The organism is Lentzea sokolovensis, from assembly GCF_033949975.1.
Classification (GTDB): Bacteria; Actinomycetota; Actinomycetes; order Mycobacteriales; family Pseudonocardiaceae; genus Lentzea; species Lentzea sokolovensis.
On the sequence record NZ_JAXAVU010000016.1, the window covers coordinates 261,003 to 275,956 of the forward strand.

Below are 14,954 nucleotides of genomic sequence, written 5' to 3' on the forward strand. Positions count from 1 at the left end.
TAGCGAATAGCGGTGTGCGGTCTCCAGCGACGCGCCAGAAAGCCCGACCTTCGTAGGGAACCGGACACTACCCGCATGGTCGTTGGTGCTCGTTTTTGGAGGGGTTTGATCAACTTCCGTCGCTTCGACCGCCGAGAAACCTAGTTTCAGACCACACTGAAACAATAGAGAAAAAGAAGAAAGTGTGTCGCCACCCACCGTCCACCCCCGAGCCACCGCCGGAAGGCACACTCACCTCCCGTGACACATCCCTACCTCGCAGGCCACCGCCCCCGAGCCTTCGCCCACCGCGGCTGGCACGTCGACGACCTCACCGGCATGGAGAACTCGCTGAGCTCCTTCCGCCGGGCCGTGCAGGAGGGCTACCGCTACATCGAGACCGACGTCCACGCCACGTCCGACGGCGTCGTCGTCGTCCACCACGACCACACCCTCGACCGCACCACCGATGCCCACGGCATCGTCTCCGAACTCCCCTGGACCGAGGTCCAGCACGCCCGCGTCGGCGGCCGCGAACCCATCGCCCGCCTCGCCGACGTCCTCGAAGAACTCCCCGACACGTTCTTCAACATCGACGTCAAGTCCGAAAGCGCCGTCGAACCGATCATCGCCCTGCTGCGCAAAGCCAAGTCACTGCACCGCGTCTGCCTCGCGAGCTTCTCCGACAACCGCCTCGCCCGCCTGCGCAAGATCGCCGGACCCGAGCTCCTCACCTCCATGGGACCCCGCTCCGCCGGCGCGCTCTGGGCCGCCGGCCGCATCCCACTGGCAGGACTCGCCGTCCGCGGCCAGGTCGCCCAGGTCCCCGTCAGCCAGGGACGCCTGCACATCGTCGACCGCAAGTTCGTCCAGGCAGCCCACCGCAGGGCACTCGAAGTGCACGTCTGGACCATCGACGACGAAGCAGACATGCGCGCCCTGCTCGACCTCGGCGTCGACGGACTCGTCACCGACAGGCCCGACGTCCTGCGCGAAGTTCTCCGGTCCCGCAACAGCTGGTAACAGCTTGGACAGTCGATCATCGGCCGTGTCGGCGGACAAGTACAGTCCGCCGACATGAAGGTCAAGGGCGACGACGCCGCCGACGCCAACAACGCCGGGCGCCGCAAGAAAGAACAACGCGGCTGGGTCTGGTACGACGTGGCGAACTCCGTGTTCCCCACGTCCGTGATCACCGTCTTCCTCTCGCTGTACCTCACGAGCATCGCGACCAACGCGGCCAAGGCGGACAGCGCGCTCAACGGGGCCAACCCGTGCGCCAACGACAACGCCTTCGACCACTGCGACGTCACGATCCTCGGCCTGCAGTTCCCCTCCGGCTCGCTGTGGGGCTACCTGCTCTCCATCGCCACCGTGGTCCAGGTCCTCGTGCTGCCCGTCATGGGCGCCATCGCCGACCGCACCCAGAACAAGAAGAAGATGCTCGGCTTCTTCGCCTTCACCGGCTCCGCGGCCACCATCGCGCTCGCCACCGTCGAAGGCACCAACTGGAAACTCGGCGTCGTCTTCTTCATCATCGCCAACATCTGCTACGGCGCCAGCGTCGTCGTCTACTACGCCTTCCTGCCCGAGATCGCGACCCCCGACGAACGCGACGCCGTCTCCAGCCGCGGCTGGGCCTTCGGCTACCTCGGCGGCGGCGTCGCCCTCGCCATCCAGCTCGGCATCACACTCTCGGCGGACTCCCTCGGCATCACCTCCGGCGACGCCGCGCGCATCGCGTTCGTCATCTCCGGCATCTGGTGGGCCGCCTTCACGATCATCCCGCTGCGCGCCCTCACCGAGCACCAGCGACCGCACGGCGCCGAGCACGGCGCCTCGGTGATCTCCGCCGGCTTCAAGGAACTCGGCACGACCCTCAGGCAGGCCAAGGCCTTCCCGCTCACGCTCGCGTTCCTCGGCACCTACCTGATCTACACCGACGGCATCGCCACCGTCGCCAACGTCTCCGCCCAGTACGGCAGCGTCGAGCTCAAGTTCGAACAGCAGACGCTGATCACCGTGATCCTCATCGTCCAGTTCGTCGCGTTCGTCGGCGGCGTCCTGCACGGCTTCGTCGCCAAGCGCATCGGCGCCAAGAAGACGATCCTCGGCTCCCTGGTCGTGTGGATCGTCGTGATCACCGCCGCCTTCTTCGTCAAGGCGGGCGACGAGACGTCGTTCTACCTCGTCGCAGCCGGCATCGGCATCGTGCTCGGCGGCACGAACGCCCTGTCTCGCAGCCTGTTCAGCCAGATGGTGCCGCCCGGCCGCGAAGCCCAGTACTTCTCGCTCTACGAGGTCGGCGAACGCTCCACCAGCTGGCTCGGCCCACTGGTCTTCGCCGGCGTCGGCCAGGCCACCGGCAGCCTGCGGCCCGCCATCCTGGCCCTGATCATCTTCTTCGTCGCGGGCTTCGTCCTGCTGATCTTCGTGCCCGTCCGCCGCGCCATCAAGGCCGTCGGCAACAACGAACCCGCACTCGTCTGACGTCCACTCCGGCCAAGGGCGGCGCCGCTTTCCCAGCGGCACCGCCCTTTTTCACACCCGGACCCGCTGCCGCCGCACCGGCGCCACCGCCACCAGGACCAGAAGCAGCGCGAGCCCGGCCGCCGGCACGAACACCTCGCTCCCCGCCACGACCAGGAACACCAACGGCACCAGCTGCAGCAGCGCGAACAACGACAACGCCCGCCCCAGCACGAAGTCACCGCGCACGAACGCGAACACCCGCACGACCACGGTGATCAACCCGACCGACAGCAACCCCACCCCCGCGGCGAACCCGCCCAGCACCCCGAGCAACGCCGCTCCCCCACCCCACCAGAGCAGCCTCCGCGCGGGCGGCGTCGGCGCCTCCCGGTGAAAACCCAGGCACAGACACGCGAACGTCACCAGCGACGGCAACTGGAACACGCTCCACGTCACCGCGTACTCCGGCTGCCCCAGCGACACCACCGACAACACCGCCGGAGCCGCCGCCGCGACCTTCGCCGGCGTCCGCCGCCCGGCCAGCAACGCGGGCAACGCCACCAACGGCCCCAGCTCCAGCAAACGCCACACCGGGAACGGACCAGCGACGCCGACCGCGAGGTTCACGATCGCCGCCGTCGCGTAGAAGACACCGAGCAGCAGCCCGATCATCCCCAGCGCCCGCACGACCTCACCGCGCCACACGACCTTCGCCGGCACGCTCGTGAGCGCCGCCCCCGCCGCGAGATGCGTGCGCACCGACAGCCCGAGGATCGCGCCCGTCTCCCCCCACCCCGGCCAGCTGTGCTCCAGGTCGAGGTCGTCGTCCCGCTCGGCCAGGAAGATCCCGACCATCTCCTCCTCGCGATCCTGCCGATACCACCGGGGCAACACCCTCAGCAGCAGCCGGTAGCGCCGCTCCAGATTGCTCACGCCCGACCCGCCCATGCCTGGAGCCCCCTCCCCCTCAGCACCGCGCTCGCCGCCCGCACGTTCGCGCTCAGCCTCGCGACCTCCGCCTGCAACGCCCGCACACCGGAGTCGGTGAGCTTGTAGTAGCGCCGCAGCCGCCCCTGGTGCACCTCCTCGCGGTCGCGCTCGGCGAGCCCGTCCGCGACCAACCGGTCCAGCACCCCGTACAGCGTGCCGACCCGCAACACCATCCGCCCTTCGGACAGCTGCTCCACCGCCTGCACGATCGCGTAACCGTGCAACGCCTCCTCCGCCAGCGCGGTGAGGACGAGGAACGTCTGCTCGGACATGACCCGACCACTCATGTCGTTGAATATATCGCGGCGCGAGCTATATCGGAAAGCGGAATGACCGTTGGGAGTTGATTTCGGTCAACACTGAAGCAATAGAGGCTGCTGACTGCAGGCTTGGTCGACTCGCGGACGGACTTGCCGTGATCAAATCGCGTGCGCCGAACGCCGGTCCTCTACCGCTCTGCCCGCATCACGGGTTCGCGCGAACAGGGTTCGGCGACGCCTCTCCCGTTGCATCTCAAGCGGCAGACCGCCCGAGATGCCCGCACTCCTCCCCCATGTCGCAGGTCCCTGCCCGCCAGTGCCACACGCCTCCCCCGCCGATGTGCCCTCAGCGGTTCTTCGTCGGCGCGGCGCGGGACCACCCTCCGGAGGTCTCATTTCAGTCAACACTGAAGCTATCGAGTGATCCGAGTCGAGATGAGGTTTGGAAACCTCGAAAAGCGGCTATGCCGTCCAGAAATGGCAGGTCGCACTCGAACGACCCGGGTGTGAGGGAGGGATGGACCGTGGGGATTCCTCATGATCGGGATCCAGGCACTAGGGTGACCCGCCGTGGACGCCCTTCCCGATCCGACAGACGCCCTCTCCGCTGTACCTGTCGCTGGTTCCCGGCGCTCGACGCCGGTGGTGGGGCACCTCAAGTTCTTCTTCGGCCCCATGGACTGCGGCAAGTCGACGCTCGCGTTGCAGATCGACCACAACAACTCGCGTCAGGGCAGGCGAGGCCTGCTGCTGGTGCGGCACGACCGGTCGGGCAAGCCGCAGATCTCCAGTCGCATCGGCATCACGCGCGAGGCCGCGGAGATCCGCGACGACGACCTGCGCGCACTGGTGAGGGCGGAGTGGGCCGAGGGCCGGCGCGTGGACTACCTGATCGTGGACGAGGCGCAGTTCCTCTCCCCCGCCCAGGTCGGGCAGCTGGCGGAGCTCGCGGACGACGTCCAGGTCGACGTGTACTGCTTCGGACTCGCCACGGACTTCCGCGGCGAGATGTTCCCCGGCTCGCAGCGGCTGTTCGAACTGGCCGACGAGCTCAAGGCGATCCAGGTCGAGGTGCTGTGCTGGTGCGGGGTGCCGGGACGGTTCAACGCGCGGGTGCGGGCCGGGCAGGTGATTCGCGCCGGGGACACGGTTCTGGTCGCCGACACGGCTTCGGACACGGAACAGCACCGATCGGGTACAGAGAGCAACAGTGTTACCGAGGCCACGGAAACTACTATCCGTTACCAGGTGCTCTGCAGGCGTCACTTTAGGTTGGGCGACCTAGGCCCTGACGTCGCACAAAGTGGTCAACTTCGGTTGGCGTAGGCGACTACCCACCGGCCCCACTGGGCCATTAGAGTGATGCATGAGCGCAGGAGCTTGATAACGCGTCACGATCCTGTGGCGATCGCATCCATTAGTAGGAAGCCTTCGTTGACGAGTGAAAGACGTCACTGTGGGCGACCATGAGAGCGAACCGGAAACAAACGGAGCAATCCGGGCGTTGCACACGGTGAGCAAGAAGCCTGGGCCCCGGCCCTGAGCCGAGCGAAAGGACACCGCCATGGCCGACCGCGTTTTGCGTGGAAGCCGGCTCGGAGCAGTCAGCTACGAGACCGACCGCAACCACGATCTCGCTCCGCGCCGGGCAGCGCGGTACGCCTGCCCGAAGGGACACGACTTCGAGGTCCCGTTCTCCGACGACGCCGAGTTGCCGCCGACCTGGGAATGCCGTCTCCACGGCACCGAGTCGAAGATCATCGACGGCGTCGAGCCGGAGGTCAAGAAGATCAAGCCGCCGCGCACGCACTGGGACATGCTCCTGGAGCGCCGGTCGATCCCCGAGCTCGAGGAGCTGCTCGACGAGCGGCTCGAAGAGCTTCGCGGACGCCGTACCCGCACGGCCTGATCCAGACCAGCCAGGTCGCAGACGCTTCAAGCCGTCCCGGTCTCCCGCCGGGGCGGCTTTTTGCGTACCGCTTCCGGGCGTCTAGGAGGCTCGTGCGGCCGCTGTGATCAAGTTCCGGCCCCACCACACGCCCACGGCCGCCAGCACGGCCCAGATCGACAGCGCGACGATCGAGCGCGGCGAGCCGAGATCGCTCAGCGCGTCCCCCAGCACGGCGGCGAGCACGGTCGAGGGCACCAGTCCCAGCGCCGTGCCGAGTGCGAAGTCCCGGCCTCTGACCGACGTGACGCCGGCGCCGTAGTTCGCCAGCGTGAACGGCAGGATCGGCAACAATCTGATCACGAGGGTCGCCTCGACTCCCCGGCGCGCGAAGACCCGTTCGAGCACCGTCAGCCGCTCCCCCAGCCAGCCCTTGACCGTGTCGCGGCCGAGCTTGCGGGCGATCGTGAACGCGATCATCGCGCCCGCCGTGAAACCCGCGATCGCCAGCGCGCTCCCCCATCCCACCCCGAACAGCAGCCCCGCCGCCGTGGCGAGGACGGGTTTCGGGAAGAACACCGCCGTGCCGAGCGCGCACACCGCGACGAACACGACCGGAGCCGCGCTCCCCGCGCCGTCCACCAGTGCGCGAAGCCGTGCGCCGTCGGGCAGGTCCACGAGCTGCGCCGTGACCGCCAGCGCGACGACGAGCAGCACCAGGAGGATCAGGCCCGCACGTCGCATCACCCCAACGTACCCGGCAAGCTGAAGCGCATGACCGTGCTGCTCCCCTCCGGCGAGACCGTCCCCGCGCTCGGCATGGGCACCTGGATGATGGCCGAGGATCCCTCCCGGCGCGCTGCCGAGATCGACGCGCTGCGAACCGGCCTGGACCTCGGGCTGAGCCTGGTCGACACGGCCGAGATGTACGGCTCCGGCGCGTCCGAGACGCTCGTGGGCGAGGCTCTGGCCGGTCGGCGCGACGAGGTGTTCCTCGTGTCGAAGGTGCTGCCGTCCCACGCTTCCGCGGCCGGGACCGTGCGCGCGTGTGAAGCTTCACTGCGCCGTCTCGGCACCGACCGGCTCGACCTGTACCTGCTGCACTGGCGCGGCAGCGTGCCGTTCGCCCAGACCCTGGACGGGTTCGCGGCGCTCCTGGACGCGGGCAAGATCCGGCACTGGGGCGTGAGCAACCTCGACCTGGACGACATGCGCGAGCTGACGGCGTTGCCGGGCTTCTGCCAGACCAACCAGATCCTCTACAACCTCACCCGCCGCGGGCCCGAGCACGACCTGCTGCCGTGGCACGTCTCCGCCGGCATCCCGATCATGGCCTACTCCCCCGTCGAACAGGGCAGGCTGCTCGACTCCCCCGCGCTCGCGTCGGTCGCCCGGCGGCACGACGCCACGCCGGCCCAGGTCGCGCTGGCGTGGGTGCTGCGGCAGCCTCAGGTCTGCGCGATCCCCAAAGCCGGTTCGGCCTCGCACGTGCGGGAGAACGCTCGGGCGCTGGAACTCCGTCTCACGCCCGAGGATCTCGCCGATCTCGACCGGGCCTTCCCTCCCCCTGCCGGGCCGACGCCGCTCGCCATGCTTTAGTTCCGGCCGTGAGCTGGACCGACATCGAGACCTGGATCGGCGAGAACTCCCCGGCGCTGTACGCCGTGTTGCTGCCGTCGTCGTCCGCTGTGGACATCGCGGACGCGGAGGAGAGCATCGGCTACGCGCTGCCCGCCGAGCTCGTCGCGTGGTGGCGGCAGTTCGGTGGCATCGGCGAGACCTACGCGCGCTGGGCGCTCGTGCCTCCGATGTGGCAGCCGCACGGCCTCGACAACGCGTTGCGCCTGCGCACGCTGATGATGCAGGCGATCAGCGGCATCGCGTTCCGCACGCTCGGCGAGGAGAAGGACTACGAGGCGGTCGCGTTGCGCGAACCGGCAGGCACGCCGTGCGTGGACATCTGGCTGCCCGCGTGGCTTCCGGTCGCCGCGGACGGGTCCGGGCACGAGCTGTTCGTGGACCTGCGCGGCGGGGATCTGCACGGGTGCGTGATGGAGTGGGACAAGTACAGCGGCGCGGACCGCGATCCGTTGTGGCCCAACGTGACCGCGATGCTCGACGACGCACTGCGCGCGCTGCGCGGCGAGACCGGCCACCGCCTGGTGTTCGAGCGCAACGACTTCCACTGGGAATGAGACGCGCGTCCCACTCTCACCCAGGGCTCACGCCCGGTTCGGTAGCGTGACTCCCCGGTCTTACCAACCAGACACGAGGAAGCGAGGTGAGCGACACATGCCAGGCGACAGCAGCCAGCGCGGGTCACTCCACCTCGCTGAACCCTTCTGGGCACGCTTCAGTTCTGGCGTGTGACGCACACCCCTGCACACAAGGGGAGTCACACGATGCACGTCTTCGACATGACGCTGCGCATTGCCGAGAGCATGGGCCTCGGCGCGTTGATCGGTTTCGAGCGGCAGTACCGCTCGCGCATGGCAGGCCTGCGGACCAACGCCCTCGTGGCGGTGGGCGCCGCGCTGTTCGTTCTGCTGTCCGCACAGGGCTTCGACGGCCAGGGCGACCCCACCCGCGTCGCCGCACAGGTGGTGTCCGGCATCGGGTTCCTCGGCGCGGGCGTGATCCTGCGCGACGGCCTGTCCGTGCGGGGACTCAACACCGCGGCCACGCTGTGGTGCGCGGCCGCGGTGGGGTCGCTGGCGGGCGCCGGCCTGCACGTCGTCGCGGCGGCCGGCACGGTGGCGATCATCGCGGTCAACGTCGGCCTGCGGGAACTGGGCCGGGCCGTCGACCGCAAGGAAGAGGACTAACGCGGCTGGTACGTCAGACAGTTCGCGTGGTGGTCGCCTTCGCCCTGGCCGACCCGCACGCTCTGCGCCGTGCATTCCAGCGAGGCGTTGTGCGTGCAGTCGGTGCGGGAACAGGCACCCACCTGCGCGACGACCTTGTCCAGGCCGCCCTTCGTGCCCAGCGGGATGAACGTGCCGCAGTCGGCGGCGCCGTTGTCACCGCGCACGGTGATCGCGAAGGCGTGGCAGCCGTCGTGGTTGTAGGAGCAGTCGCTCACGGTGCAATCGTGGACGGCGGGCATCGCCGGGTTCTCGAGGGTGGTCATGTCCGCTCCTGCCGTGGTGGGAAAGGTTCGGTGATTCGGACGATGCCACCACGGCAGAAGGCCCGCAATTCGAAAGGAATTAGGCGAGCCTATCCTTTCGGGATTCCGCCGCGCCTATTTCCGTCAGTCGCTCCCACCACGGATGCGTGTCGTGGCCGAGTGCGATCGCGTCGGCCAGCCACCGTCGTTGCTCCCCGCTGAGCTGCGGCAACGCTGCGTCGAAGTCGGCGTCGTCCTTCGGGCGCGGCGAATTCGCCTTGTAGAACAACTGGATCTCCGGCGCCAGGTACGGGATGCCCGCCGGGCTGATGCGGGTGAGCGTGTCGACGGGCCTGCGGACGCGTGGATCGCGCCGGGAAACCCAGTCCTCGCCGGCGGATTCGTCGAGCATCAGCTGGACCCGCCATTGTTCGGACCCGGCCGGACGGCACCAGATGTCGTGCACATCGGCAGGAAGGATCTCTCCGGGTCGCCACGGGCGCAGCGTTCCTGGCGGGTCGGCCGCCCACCACGCCCAGCCCGCGAGTGCGCGTTGCGCCGCGAGCTGATCGCGGCGCAACAGCAGCACGTCGACGTCCGAGTGCGGACGCACCGGGCGGCCGACCGCCAGTTCGATGGCGTGGCCGCCCGCTGTCCACCAGGGAGTCTCGGTGAACAGCCCGGCGACCTCGGCCGGGCTCAGCGGCTCCCACGGAAGCTCCGTCAGGTTCACCCGTGGTCGAGAACGCGCCGCAGGAACCGTTGCGTGCGTTCCTCCCGCGGCTCCGCGATCACCTGCGCGGGCGGCCCGCTCTCCACGATCACGCCGCCGTCCAGGAACAGCACCTGGTCCGCGACCTTCTCGGCGAACCGGATCTCGTGCGTCACGATGACCGTCGTCCACCCCTGCGACGCCAGGTCCTTGATGACCGCCAGCACCTCCCCCACCAGTTCGGGGTCCAGTGCGGACGTCGGCTCGTCGAACAGCACGACGCGCGGCTTCAACGCCAGCGCACGGGCGATGCCGACGCGCTGCTGCTGGCCGCCCGAGAGCTGGTACGGGTACGAGTCGGCCTTCTCCGCGAGTCCCACCTGGTCCAGCAGGACGCGGGCCTCCGCCACCACCTCGTCCACCGGGCGTTTCTGGGCGACGATCGGGCCTTCGGTGAGGTTCTCCAGCACGGTGCGGTGCGGGAACAGGTTGTGCGACTGGAACACCATGCCGCTCTGCGCGCGCAGCCGCCGGCCCTCGGCGCGGCCCGCCTTGCCCGCGGGCAGTGCCGAGAAGTCGACCGACACGTCGTCGATGCGGACGACGCCGGCGTCCGGGGTGTCGAGGACGTTGAGCGAGCGCAGCAGGGTGGTCTTGCCGGAGCCGGACGGTCCCAGCAGGACGGTGGAGGTGCCGCGCGGGGTGGTGAAGTCGATGCCGCGCAGCACGTTCAGGTCGCCGAAGGACTTCTTGAGTCCGGTGACCTCGATGCGGATGTCGGTCATGCGATCACGTACCTGTTCAGCCTGGTCTCCAGTCGTTTCTGCCCGGCGGACAACGCCACGCAGATCACCCAGTAGTAGAGCCCCGCGAACGCGTAGAGGGCGAGGAACTCGTTGCTCTCGGCCGCGGCCAGCTGGGACTCGCGGAACAGCTCGGTCAGCAGCACGACTGAGCCGAGTGACGTGTCCTTGAGCAAGGACAGAAGTGTGTTGGACAGCGGCGGCACGGCGGTCCTGGCCGCCTGAGGTAGCACGATTCGGCGCAGCGTCTGCGCGTAGCCGAAGCCGATCGTGGCCGCCGCCTCGAACTGGCCGCGCGGCACGGACAGGATCGCCGAGCGGATCACTTCGGCCGCGTAGCCCGCGACGTTCAGCGAGAAGGCGACCACGGCGGCGGTGAACGGCGGGAACTTCAGGCCTATCTGCGGCAGGCCGTAGAAGACGATGAACAGCTGCAACAGCAGCGGGGTGCCGCGGATGATCGAGATGAACGCCCGTGCCAGCCCGGACAGGACCTTGTAGGGCGAGATCCGGGCGAGAGCCACCAGCAGCGCCAGTACGAGGCCGATGGCGAACGACAGCGCGGTCAGCGGGATGGTGACCTTGACCAGGCCCACGAACATCGGCCACGCCGTCGAGCGCAGGATGTCCCCCGTGCTGCGCGGGCCGCGGCCCTCCGAGAGGTCGGCGGCGCCACCGTCCGCGACGGACACGTCGGCCTTGAAGTACTTCTGGGAGATGCCGCGCAACGTGCCGTCGGCCTTCAGCGCGTCGATCGCGGTGTTCGCCTGGGTCAGCAGCGCCGAGTCGGCCTGCCGCAGCGCCAGGACCTGCTCGCTGCCCGCCTGGCCGGCGTCGCCCGCGATCTCGACGTCCTTCGAGCCGGTGGTGGCGAGGTAGTCGAGGACGGCGATGTTGTCGTTGACGATCGCGTCGACGCGGCCCTGCTGCAGCAGCGCGGCGGCCTGGGCGAAGCCTTCGACGGCCTCCACGCGGGCGCCGGCGTCGCGGGCCACCTTGGCCCAGTTGCTGGTGCTGGATTGGGCGGTGGTCTTGCCGCTCAGGTCCGCGATGGACTTGATCCGGTCGTCGCCGGTGCGGCGGACGATCACGCCCCGCGAGTAGGTGTAGGTGCTGGACAGGCCGTATTTGGCGGCACGTTCGGGGTTGCGCGACACCTGGTTCGCGATGAGGTCGATCCGGCCGGCGTCGAGCGCGGGGAAGATCGCGTCCCACTGCGTCTCGACGAACTCCAGCCGCCAACCGGCCTTCGCGGCGATCGCCTTGACGACCTCGACGTCGTAGCCGGTCAGCTCCTGGGACTGCGGATCGTGGAACGAGAACGGCGGGTAGGTGCCCTCCGTGCCGACGCGGACCAGCGGTGGTTGCTCTTGTTGCGCGTACGCCGGTGCGGGGACGACGATCAACAGCAGCAGGAGCAGCACCGCGCCCCTGAACACTTGTCGCATCCGGGCAGGGTAGAGCGAACAGGGCGACCGGCGCTGATGATCCACTATGCGGGACGGGGTGTACGGCATGGCAACGGTGACCACCGCCGAAGGACAGCGGGTGTCCTATGTGGACCACGGCGGTGACGGCCCGGCGGTCGTGCTGCTGCACAGCTTCCTGATGGACGCGACGATGTGGGCGCCGCAGGTCGAGGCCCTCGGCGACCGCTACCGCCTGATCGCGATCGACGAGCGCGGCCACGGCGACACGCCCGCCGACGCGCCGTTCGACCACTGGGACGTCGCCCGCGACACGCTCGCCGTGCTCGACGAACTGGGCGTGAACGCCGCTGCGGTCGCGGGCACCAGTCAGGGCGGGTTCGTGGCGCTGCGGATGGCGTTGCTGGCGCCGGAACGGGTCACGGCGCTCGCGCTGCTGGGCACGTCCGGTGAGCCGGAGGACGAGCAGGTCTCCGACGCCTACCAGCAGCTCGCCGAGGTGTGGATCGCGCAGGGACCGGGGTCGGTGATCGAGGCGGTCGCGAAGATCTGCCTGGGCGACTACGACCCGTCCGAGTGGACGCCGAAGTGGAGCGAGGTCGAGCCCGAACGGCTGCGGCTGATCATGAACGCCCTGGTCGGCCGTGAAGGCGTGCTGGACCGGGCCGCGGAGATCGGCGTGCCCGCGCTCGTGCTGCACGGCACCGCGGACCTCGCCTACCCCGTCGCGAAGGCCGAGGCCCTGGTCGCGGCGCTGCCCAAGGCCGAGCCGCTGGTCCTCGTCGAGGGTGGCGCGCACTTCCTGAGCCTCACGCACGCCGCGGACGTGAACCCGCACCTGGAGCGGTTCCTCAGCGCGAACCTCTGACTGCCCAGGCCTTGGCGGTCAGTTCTATCGGGCCTTCCCCGGGCAGACGGGAGCGGAGCAGGTCGCGCACCGCGTCGAGCTGCTCCGGCGGCAGCGTCGCGGCGTAGGCCGGTGCCGCGCCCGTTCCGCCCAGGAACGGTTCCCAGAAGTCCGCGAAGTCGCGGAACACCGTGGGTACGACGATGCCGGTCACCTCGACGTCGCGCAGACCGGCTCCGGTCCACAACGCCCGCAACGGGCCGGCGCCGCTCACGTCGCTGAACCGCAGGCCCTCATCATGCGAGGCCGCGGCGGGATCGACGTCCTTCGCGGCGTCCCAGAACAGCCGCATCATCCGCATACCGCTCGTGTAGTCCCACAGGTACGAGCCGACGTACGACCCGGCGCGGGCGAACTCCGCCACCGCCTGGGCCGCGTCGGGCACGAACGTGAGGACGAGTCCGCTGACCACGACGTCGGCGGTGCGTCCGCCCAGATCGGTGGCGTTGCCGACCTCGAACGTGGCACCGGGGACGCGCTGCCGGGCGCGCTCGAGGAAGCCTTCCGAAGGGTCGATGCCGGTGATCGCGGCCGGTCGGGCGTGTGCCAGCACGGTCTCGGTCAGCGCGCCCGTGCCGCAGCCGACGTCGAGCCACGTCCGGCCGGGCGGCGCGTCCAGCCAGCGCAGGAACTCCACCGCGACGGGCCGGCTCCACCGGCCGACGTACCGCTCGTAGGCGTCACCGAAACCCCACACGCGGTGAAAGTAACCCAGCCGGCCCGACCACACCCCGCGGGAATATCCGGGGGCTGGTCCGGTTAAGCTAGGTGATACGTCAACTAGCGAGGTCGGGTGTGCTGTGAAGATCGCTGTTCTCGGTGCGGGCCACGTCGGTCCCGTCCTCGCGCGTCTGGCCCTGGCCGCGGGCTACGAGGTGGGCATCGCGGGATCCGGTGACCCCGCGCGGATCGAGATGATCACCGAGTTCCTCGCGCCGGGCGCCGTCGCACAGGCCGCCTCCGACGCCGTCGCGGACGCCGACCTCGTCGTGCTGGCGATCCCGTGGCACCGGTTCTCCACGCTCGATCCGCGGATGTTCGCGGGCAAGGTCGTCATCGACTCGATGAACCACTGGCCGCCCGCCGCGGAGCCGTTGGGCACGAGCGAGGACGTGGCCCGGCGACTGGTGGGCGCGCAGGTCGTCAAGACCCTCAACCACGTCGCCTACCAGGACATGGAACCCGCCGGTGGCCGCGCCGTCGGCCTGGCCGGTGACTCGCCGACCGCGCTGGAGGCCGTGGCGGCGTTCCTGGAGCGCATCGGGTTCGACCCGGTGCCGGTGGGGTCCCTGGCCGCGGGACGGCTGCTGGAACCCGGCGGCCCGGTGTTCGGCGTCGCGGCCCGCAGGCAGGAATTCGAGAACTTCATCAAGGAGCAGTCATGACCACGTTCGGACTCGACACGTTCGGCGACGTCACCCACGACGCGTCCGGCACCCCGCTGTCGCACGCCCAGACCATTCGCAACCTGGTCGAGCAGGGCGTGCTGGCCGACCAGGTCGGCCTCGACTTCTTCGGCATCGGCGAGCACCACACCCCGGACATGCCGCTGTCGGCGGCCGACGTGGTGCTGGCCGCGATCGCCGCCCGCACCTCGAAGATCCACCTCGGGTCGGCCGTGACGGTGCTCAGCTCGGACGACCCGGTACGCGTGTACCAGCGGTTCTCGACGCTCAACGCCCTGTCGGACGGCCGCGCGGAGGTCATCCTGGGCCGCGGGTCCAGTGTGGACTCGTTCCCGCTGTTCGGCTACGACCTCGCGGACTACGAGGACCTGTTCGAGGAGAAGACGCACCTGTTCGCCGAGCTGCTCAAGGGCGGCCCGATCACCTGGCAGGGCAAGACGCGGGCGGCGCTGCACGAGCAGGACGTCGTGCCGTTCACCGAGCCGTTCCCGACGTGGATCGGCGTCGGCGGCAGCCCGCAGTCCGTCGTGCGCGCGGCCTCGTACGGGTTCTCGCTGATGCTCGCGATCATCGGCGGCCACCCCGCCCGGTTCGCGCCGTTCTCGGAGCTCTACCTGCACGCGCTGGAGAAGTTCGGCCGCGACCCGTTGCCGATCGGGATCCACTCCCCCGGCCACGTGGCGCCGACCGACGAACAGGCGCGGGAAGAGTTCTGGCCGCACTACCTCGACGTGATCAGCCGGCTCGGCAAGACGCGCGGTTTCTCCACGCCGACGCCGGAGTCGTACGCGCACGAGGTGGGGCCGCACGGCGCGCTGTTCGTCGGGTCACCGGAGACCGTCGCGACGAAGATGGCCGCCACCATGAAGAAGCTGGACGCGAGCCGGTTCGACCTGAAGTACGGGATCGGCGGGCTCTCGCACGAGTCGCTGACGCGGACGATCGAGCTGTACGGGACGAAGGTCGTGCCTCTCGTGCAGGACATGCTCGCTTAGTCCGGT

The 14,954-nt window shown here is 69.4% G+C and carries 18 protein-coding genes; 10 read left to right on the forward strand and 8 right to left on the reverse strand.

From position 1 onward, the window contains the following. Positions 1-240 precede the first annotated feature (240 nt). Positions 241-1,002, forward strand: coding sequence for a glycerophosphodiester phosphodiesterase (locus SK854_RS41580; RefSeq protein WP_319980644.1), 762 nt, complete (start codon positions 241-243; stop codon positions 1,000-1,002). A 54-nt stretch (positions 1,003-1,056) separates the two neighbouring features. Then, positions 1,057-2,469 carry an MFS transporter gene (locus SK854_RS41585; RefSeq protein ID WP_319980645.1) on the forward strand — a complete coding sequence of 471 codons (1,413 nt, stop codon included), beginning with the start codon at positions 1,057-1,059 and terminating at the stop codon, positions 2,467-2,469. Positions 2,470-2,520: 51 nt separating this feature from the next. Here the strand turns inward: SK854_RS41585 and SK854_RS41590 are convergent, their stop codons facing one another. Together SK854_RS41590 and SK854_RS41595 are read right to left on the reverse strand one after the other, a co-directional pair. Next, complete coding sequence (locus SK854_RS41590) at positions 2,521-3,384, reverse strand: hypothetical protein (protein ID WP_319980646.1); 864 nt, start codon at positions 3,382-3,384, stop codon at positions 2,521-2,523. Beyond that, a complete protein-coding gene (locus SK854_RS41595; protein ID WP_319980647.1) occupies positions 3,381-3,728 on the reverse strand; it encodes a PadR family transcriptional regulator in 348 nt (115 codons plus the stop codon). The genes SK854_RS41590 and SK854_RS41595 overlap by 4 nt, the downstream gene beginning before the upstream one ends. A 543-nt stretch (positions 3,729-4,271) precedes the next feature. Between SK854_RS41595 and SK854_RS41600 the strand changes: the two genes are divergently transcribed. Next, positions 4,272-5,027: a thymidine kinase gene (locus SK854_RS41600; RefSeq protein ID WP_319980648.1), complete on the forward strand. Its 756-nt coding sequence runs from the start codon at positions 4,272-4,274 to the stop codon at positions 5,025-5,027. A 238-nt stretch (positions 5,028-5,265) separates the two neighbouring features. Beyond that, positions 5,266-5,610, forward strand: a complete 345-nt coding sequence (locus tag SK854_RS41605; protein ID WP_065919117.1) for an RNA polymerase-binding protein RbpA — start codon at positions 5,266-5,268, stop codon at positions 5,608-5,610. 81 nt (positions 5,611-5,691) lie between these two features. Here SK854_RS41605 and SK854_RS41610 read toward each other — a convergent pair whose 3' ends face one another. Next, entirely contained in the window at positions 5,692-6,333 is a 642-nt protein-coding gene (locus SK854_RS41610) for a TVP38/TMEM64 family protein (protein WP_319980649.1), read from the reverse strand. A gap of 30 nt (positions 6,334-6,363) precedes the next feature. On the opposite strand from SK854_RS41610, the gene SK854_RS41615 reads away from it, so the two are divergent. The 3 genes from SK854_RS41615 to SK854_RS41625 all read left to right on the forward strand — a co-directional run bounded on the left by SK854_RS41615 (position 6,364) and on the right by SK854_RS41625 (position 8,414). Continuing rightward, positions 6,364-7,188, forward strand: a complete 825-nt coding sequence (locus tag SK854_RS41615; RefSeq protein WP_319980650.1) for an aldo/keto reductase — start codon at positions 6,364-6,366, stop codon at positions 7,186-7,188. Positions 7,189-7,196: 8 nt separating this feature from the next. Next, positions 7,197-7,784 carry an SMI1/KNR4 family protein gene (locus SK854_RS41620; RefSeq protein WP_319980651.1) on the forward strand — a complete coding sequence of 196 codons (588 nt, stop codon included), beginning with the start codon at positions 7,197-7,199 and terminating at the stop codon, positions 7,782-7,784. A 207-nt stretch (positions 7,785-7,991) separates the two neighbouring features. Next, positions 7,992-8,414: an MgtC/SapB family protein gene (locus SK854_RS41625; RefSeq protein ID WP_093603224.1), complete on the forward strand. Its 423-nt coding sequence runs from the start codon at positions 7,992-7,994 to the stop codon at positions 8,412-8,414. Here SK854_RS41625 and SK854_RS41630 read toward each other — a convergent pair. The 4 genes from SK854_RS41630 to SK854_RS41645 all read right to left on the reverse strand — a co-directional run bounded on the left by SK854_RS41630 (position 8,411) and on the right by SK854_RS41645 (position 11,661). After that, complete coding sequence (locus tag SK854_RS41630; protein ID WP_285639988.1) at positions 8,411-8,719, reverse strand: DUF1540 domain-containing protein; 309 nt, start codon at positions 8,717-8,719, stop codon at positions 8,411-8,413. The genes SK854_RS41625 and SK854_RS41630 overlap by 4 nt on opposite strands. Before the next feature lie 79 nt (positions 8,720-8,798). Beyond that, complete coding sequence (locus tag SK854_RS41635) at positions 8,799-9,431, reverse strand: nucleotidyltransferase domain-containing protein (protein ID WP_319980652.1); 633 nt, start codon at positions 9,429-9,431, stop codon at positions 8,799-8,801. Further along, positions 9,428-10,195, reverse strand: a complete 768-nt coding sequence (locus SK854_RS41640; RefSeq protein WP_319980653.1) for an amino acid ABC transporter ATP-binding protein — start codon at positions 10,193-10,195, stop codon at positions 9,428-9,430. The genes SK854_RS41635 and SK854_RS41640 overlap by 4 nt, the downstream gene beginning before the upstream one ends. Then, positions 10,192-11,661 carry an ABC transporter substrate-binding protein/permease gene (locus tag SK854_RS41645; RefSeq protein WP_319980654.1) on the reverse strand — a complete coding sequence of 490 codons (1,470 nt, stop codon included), beginning with the start codon at positions 11,659-11,661 and terminating at the stop codon, positions 10,192-10,194. Before SK854_RS41645 ends, SK854_RS41640 begins: the two co-directional genes overlap by 4 nt. Positions 11,662-11,728: 67 nt before the next feature. Between SK854_RS41645 and SK854_RS41650 the strand changes: the two genes are divergently transcribed. Further along, positions 11,729-12,508: an alpha/beta fold hydrolase gene (locus SK854_RS41650; protein ID WP_319980655.1), complete on the forward strand. Its 780-nt coding sequence runs from the start codon at positions 11,729-11,731 to the stop codon at positions 12,506-12,508. Here the strand turns inward: SK854_RS41650 and SK854_RS41655 are convergent. Then, a complete protein-coding gene (locus tag SK854_RS41655) occupies positions 12,492-13,244 on the reverse strand; it encodes a class I SAM-dependent methyltransferase (RefSeq protein WP_319980656.1) in 753 nt (250 codons plus the stop codon). The two genes, SK854_RS41650 and SK854_RS41655, sit on opposite strands and share 17 nt — an antisense overlap. 103 nt (positions 13,245-13,347) lie before the next feature. On the opposite strand from SK854_RS41655, the gene SK854_RS41660 reads away from it, so the two are divergent. Together SK854_RS41660 and SK854_RS41665 are read left to right on the forward strand one after the other, a co-directional pair. Further along, complete coding sequence (locus tag SK854_RS41660; protein ID WP_319980657.1) at positions 13,348-13,932, forward strand: NADPH-dependent F420 reductase; 585 nt, start codon at positions 13,348-13,350, stop codon at positions 13,930-13,932. Beyond that, positions 13,929-14,948: an LLM class flavin-dependent oxidoreductase gene (locus tag SK854_RS41665; protein ID WP_319980658.1), complete on the forward strand. Its 1,020-nt coding sequence runs from the start codon at positions 13,929-13,931 to the stop codon at positions 14,946-14,948. Before SK854_RS41660 ends, SK854_RS41665 begins: the two co-directional genes overlap by 4 nt. The last annotated feature ends 6 nt before the right edge of the window (positions 14,949-14,954 follow it).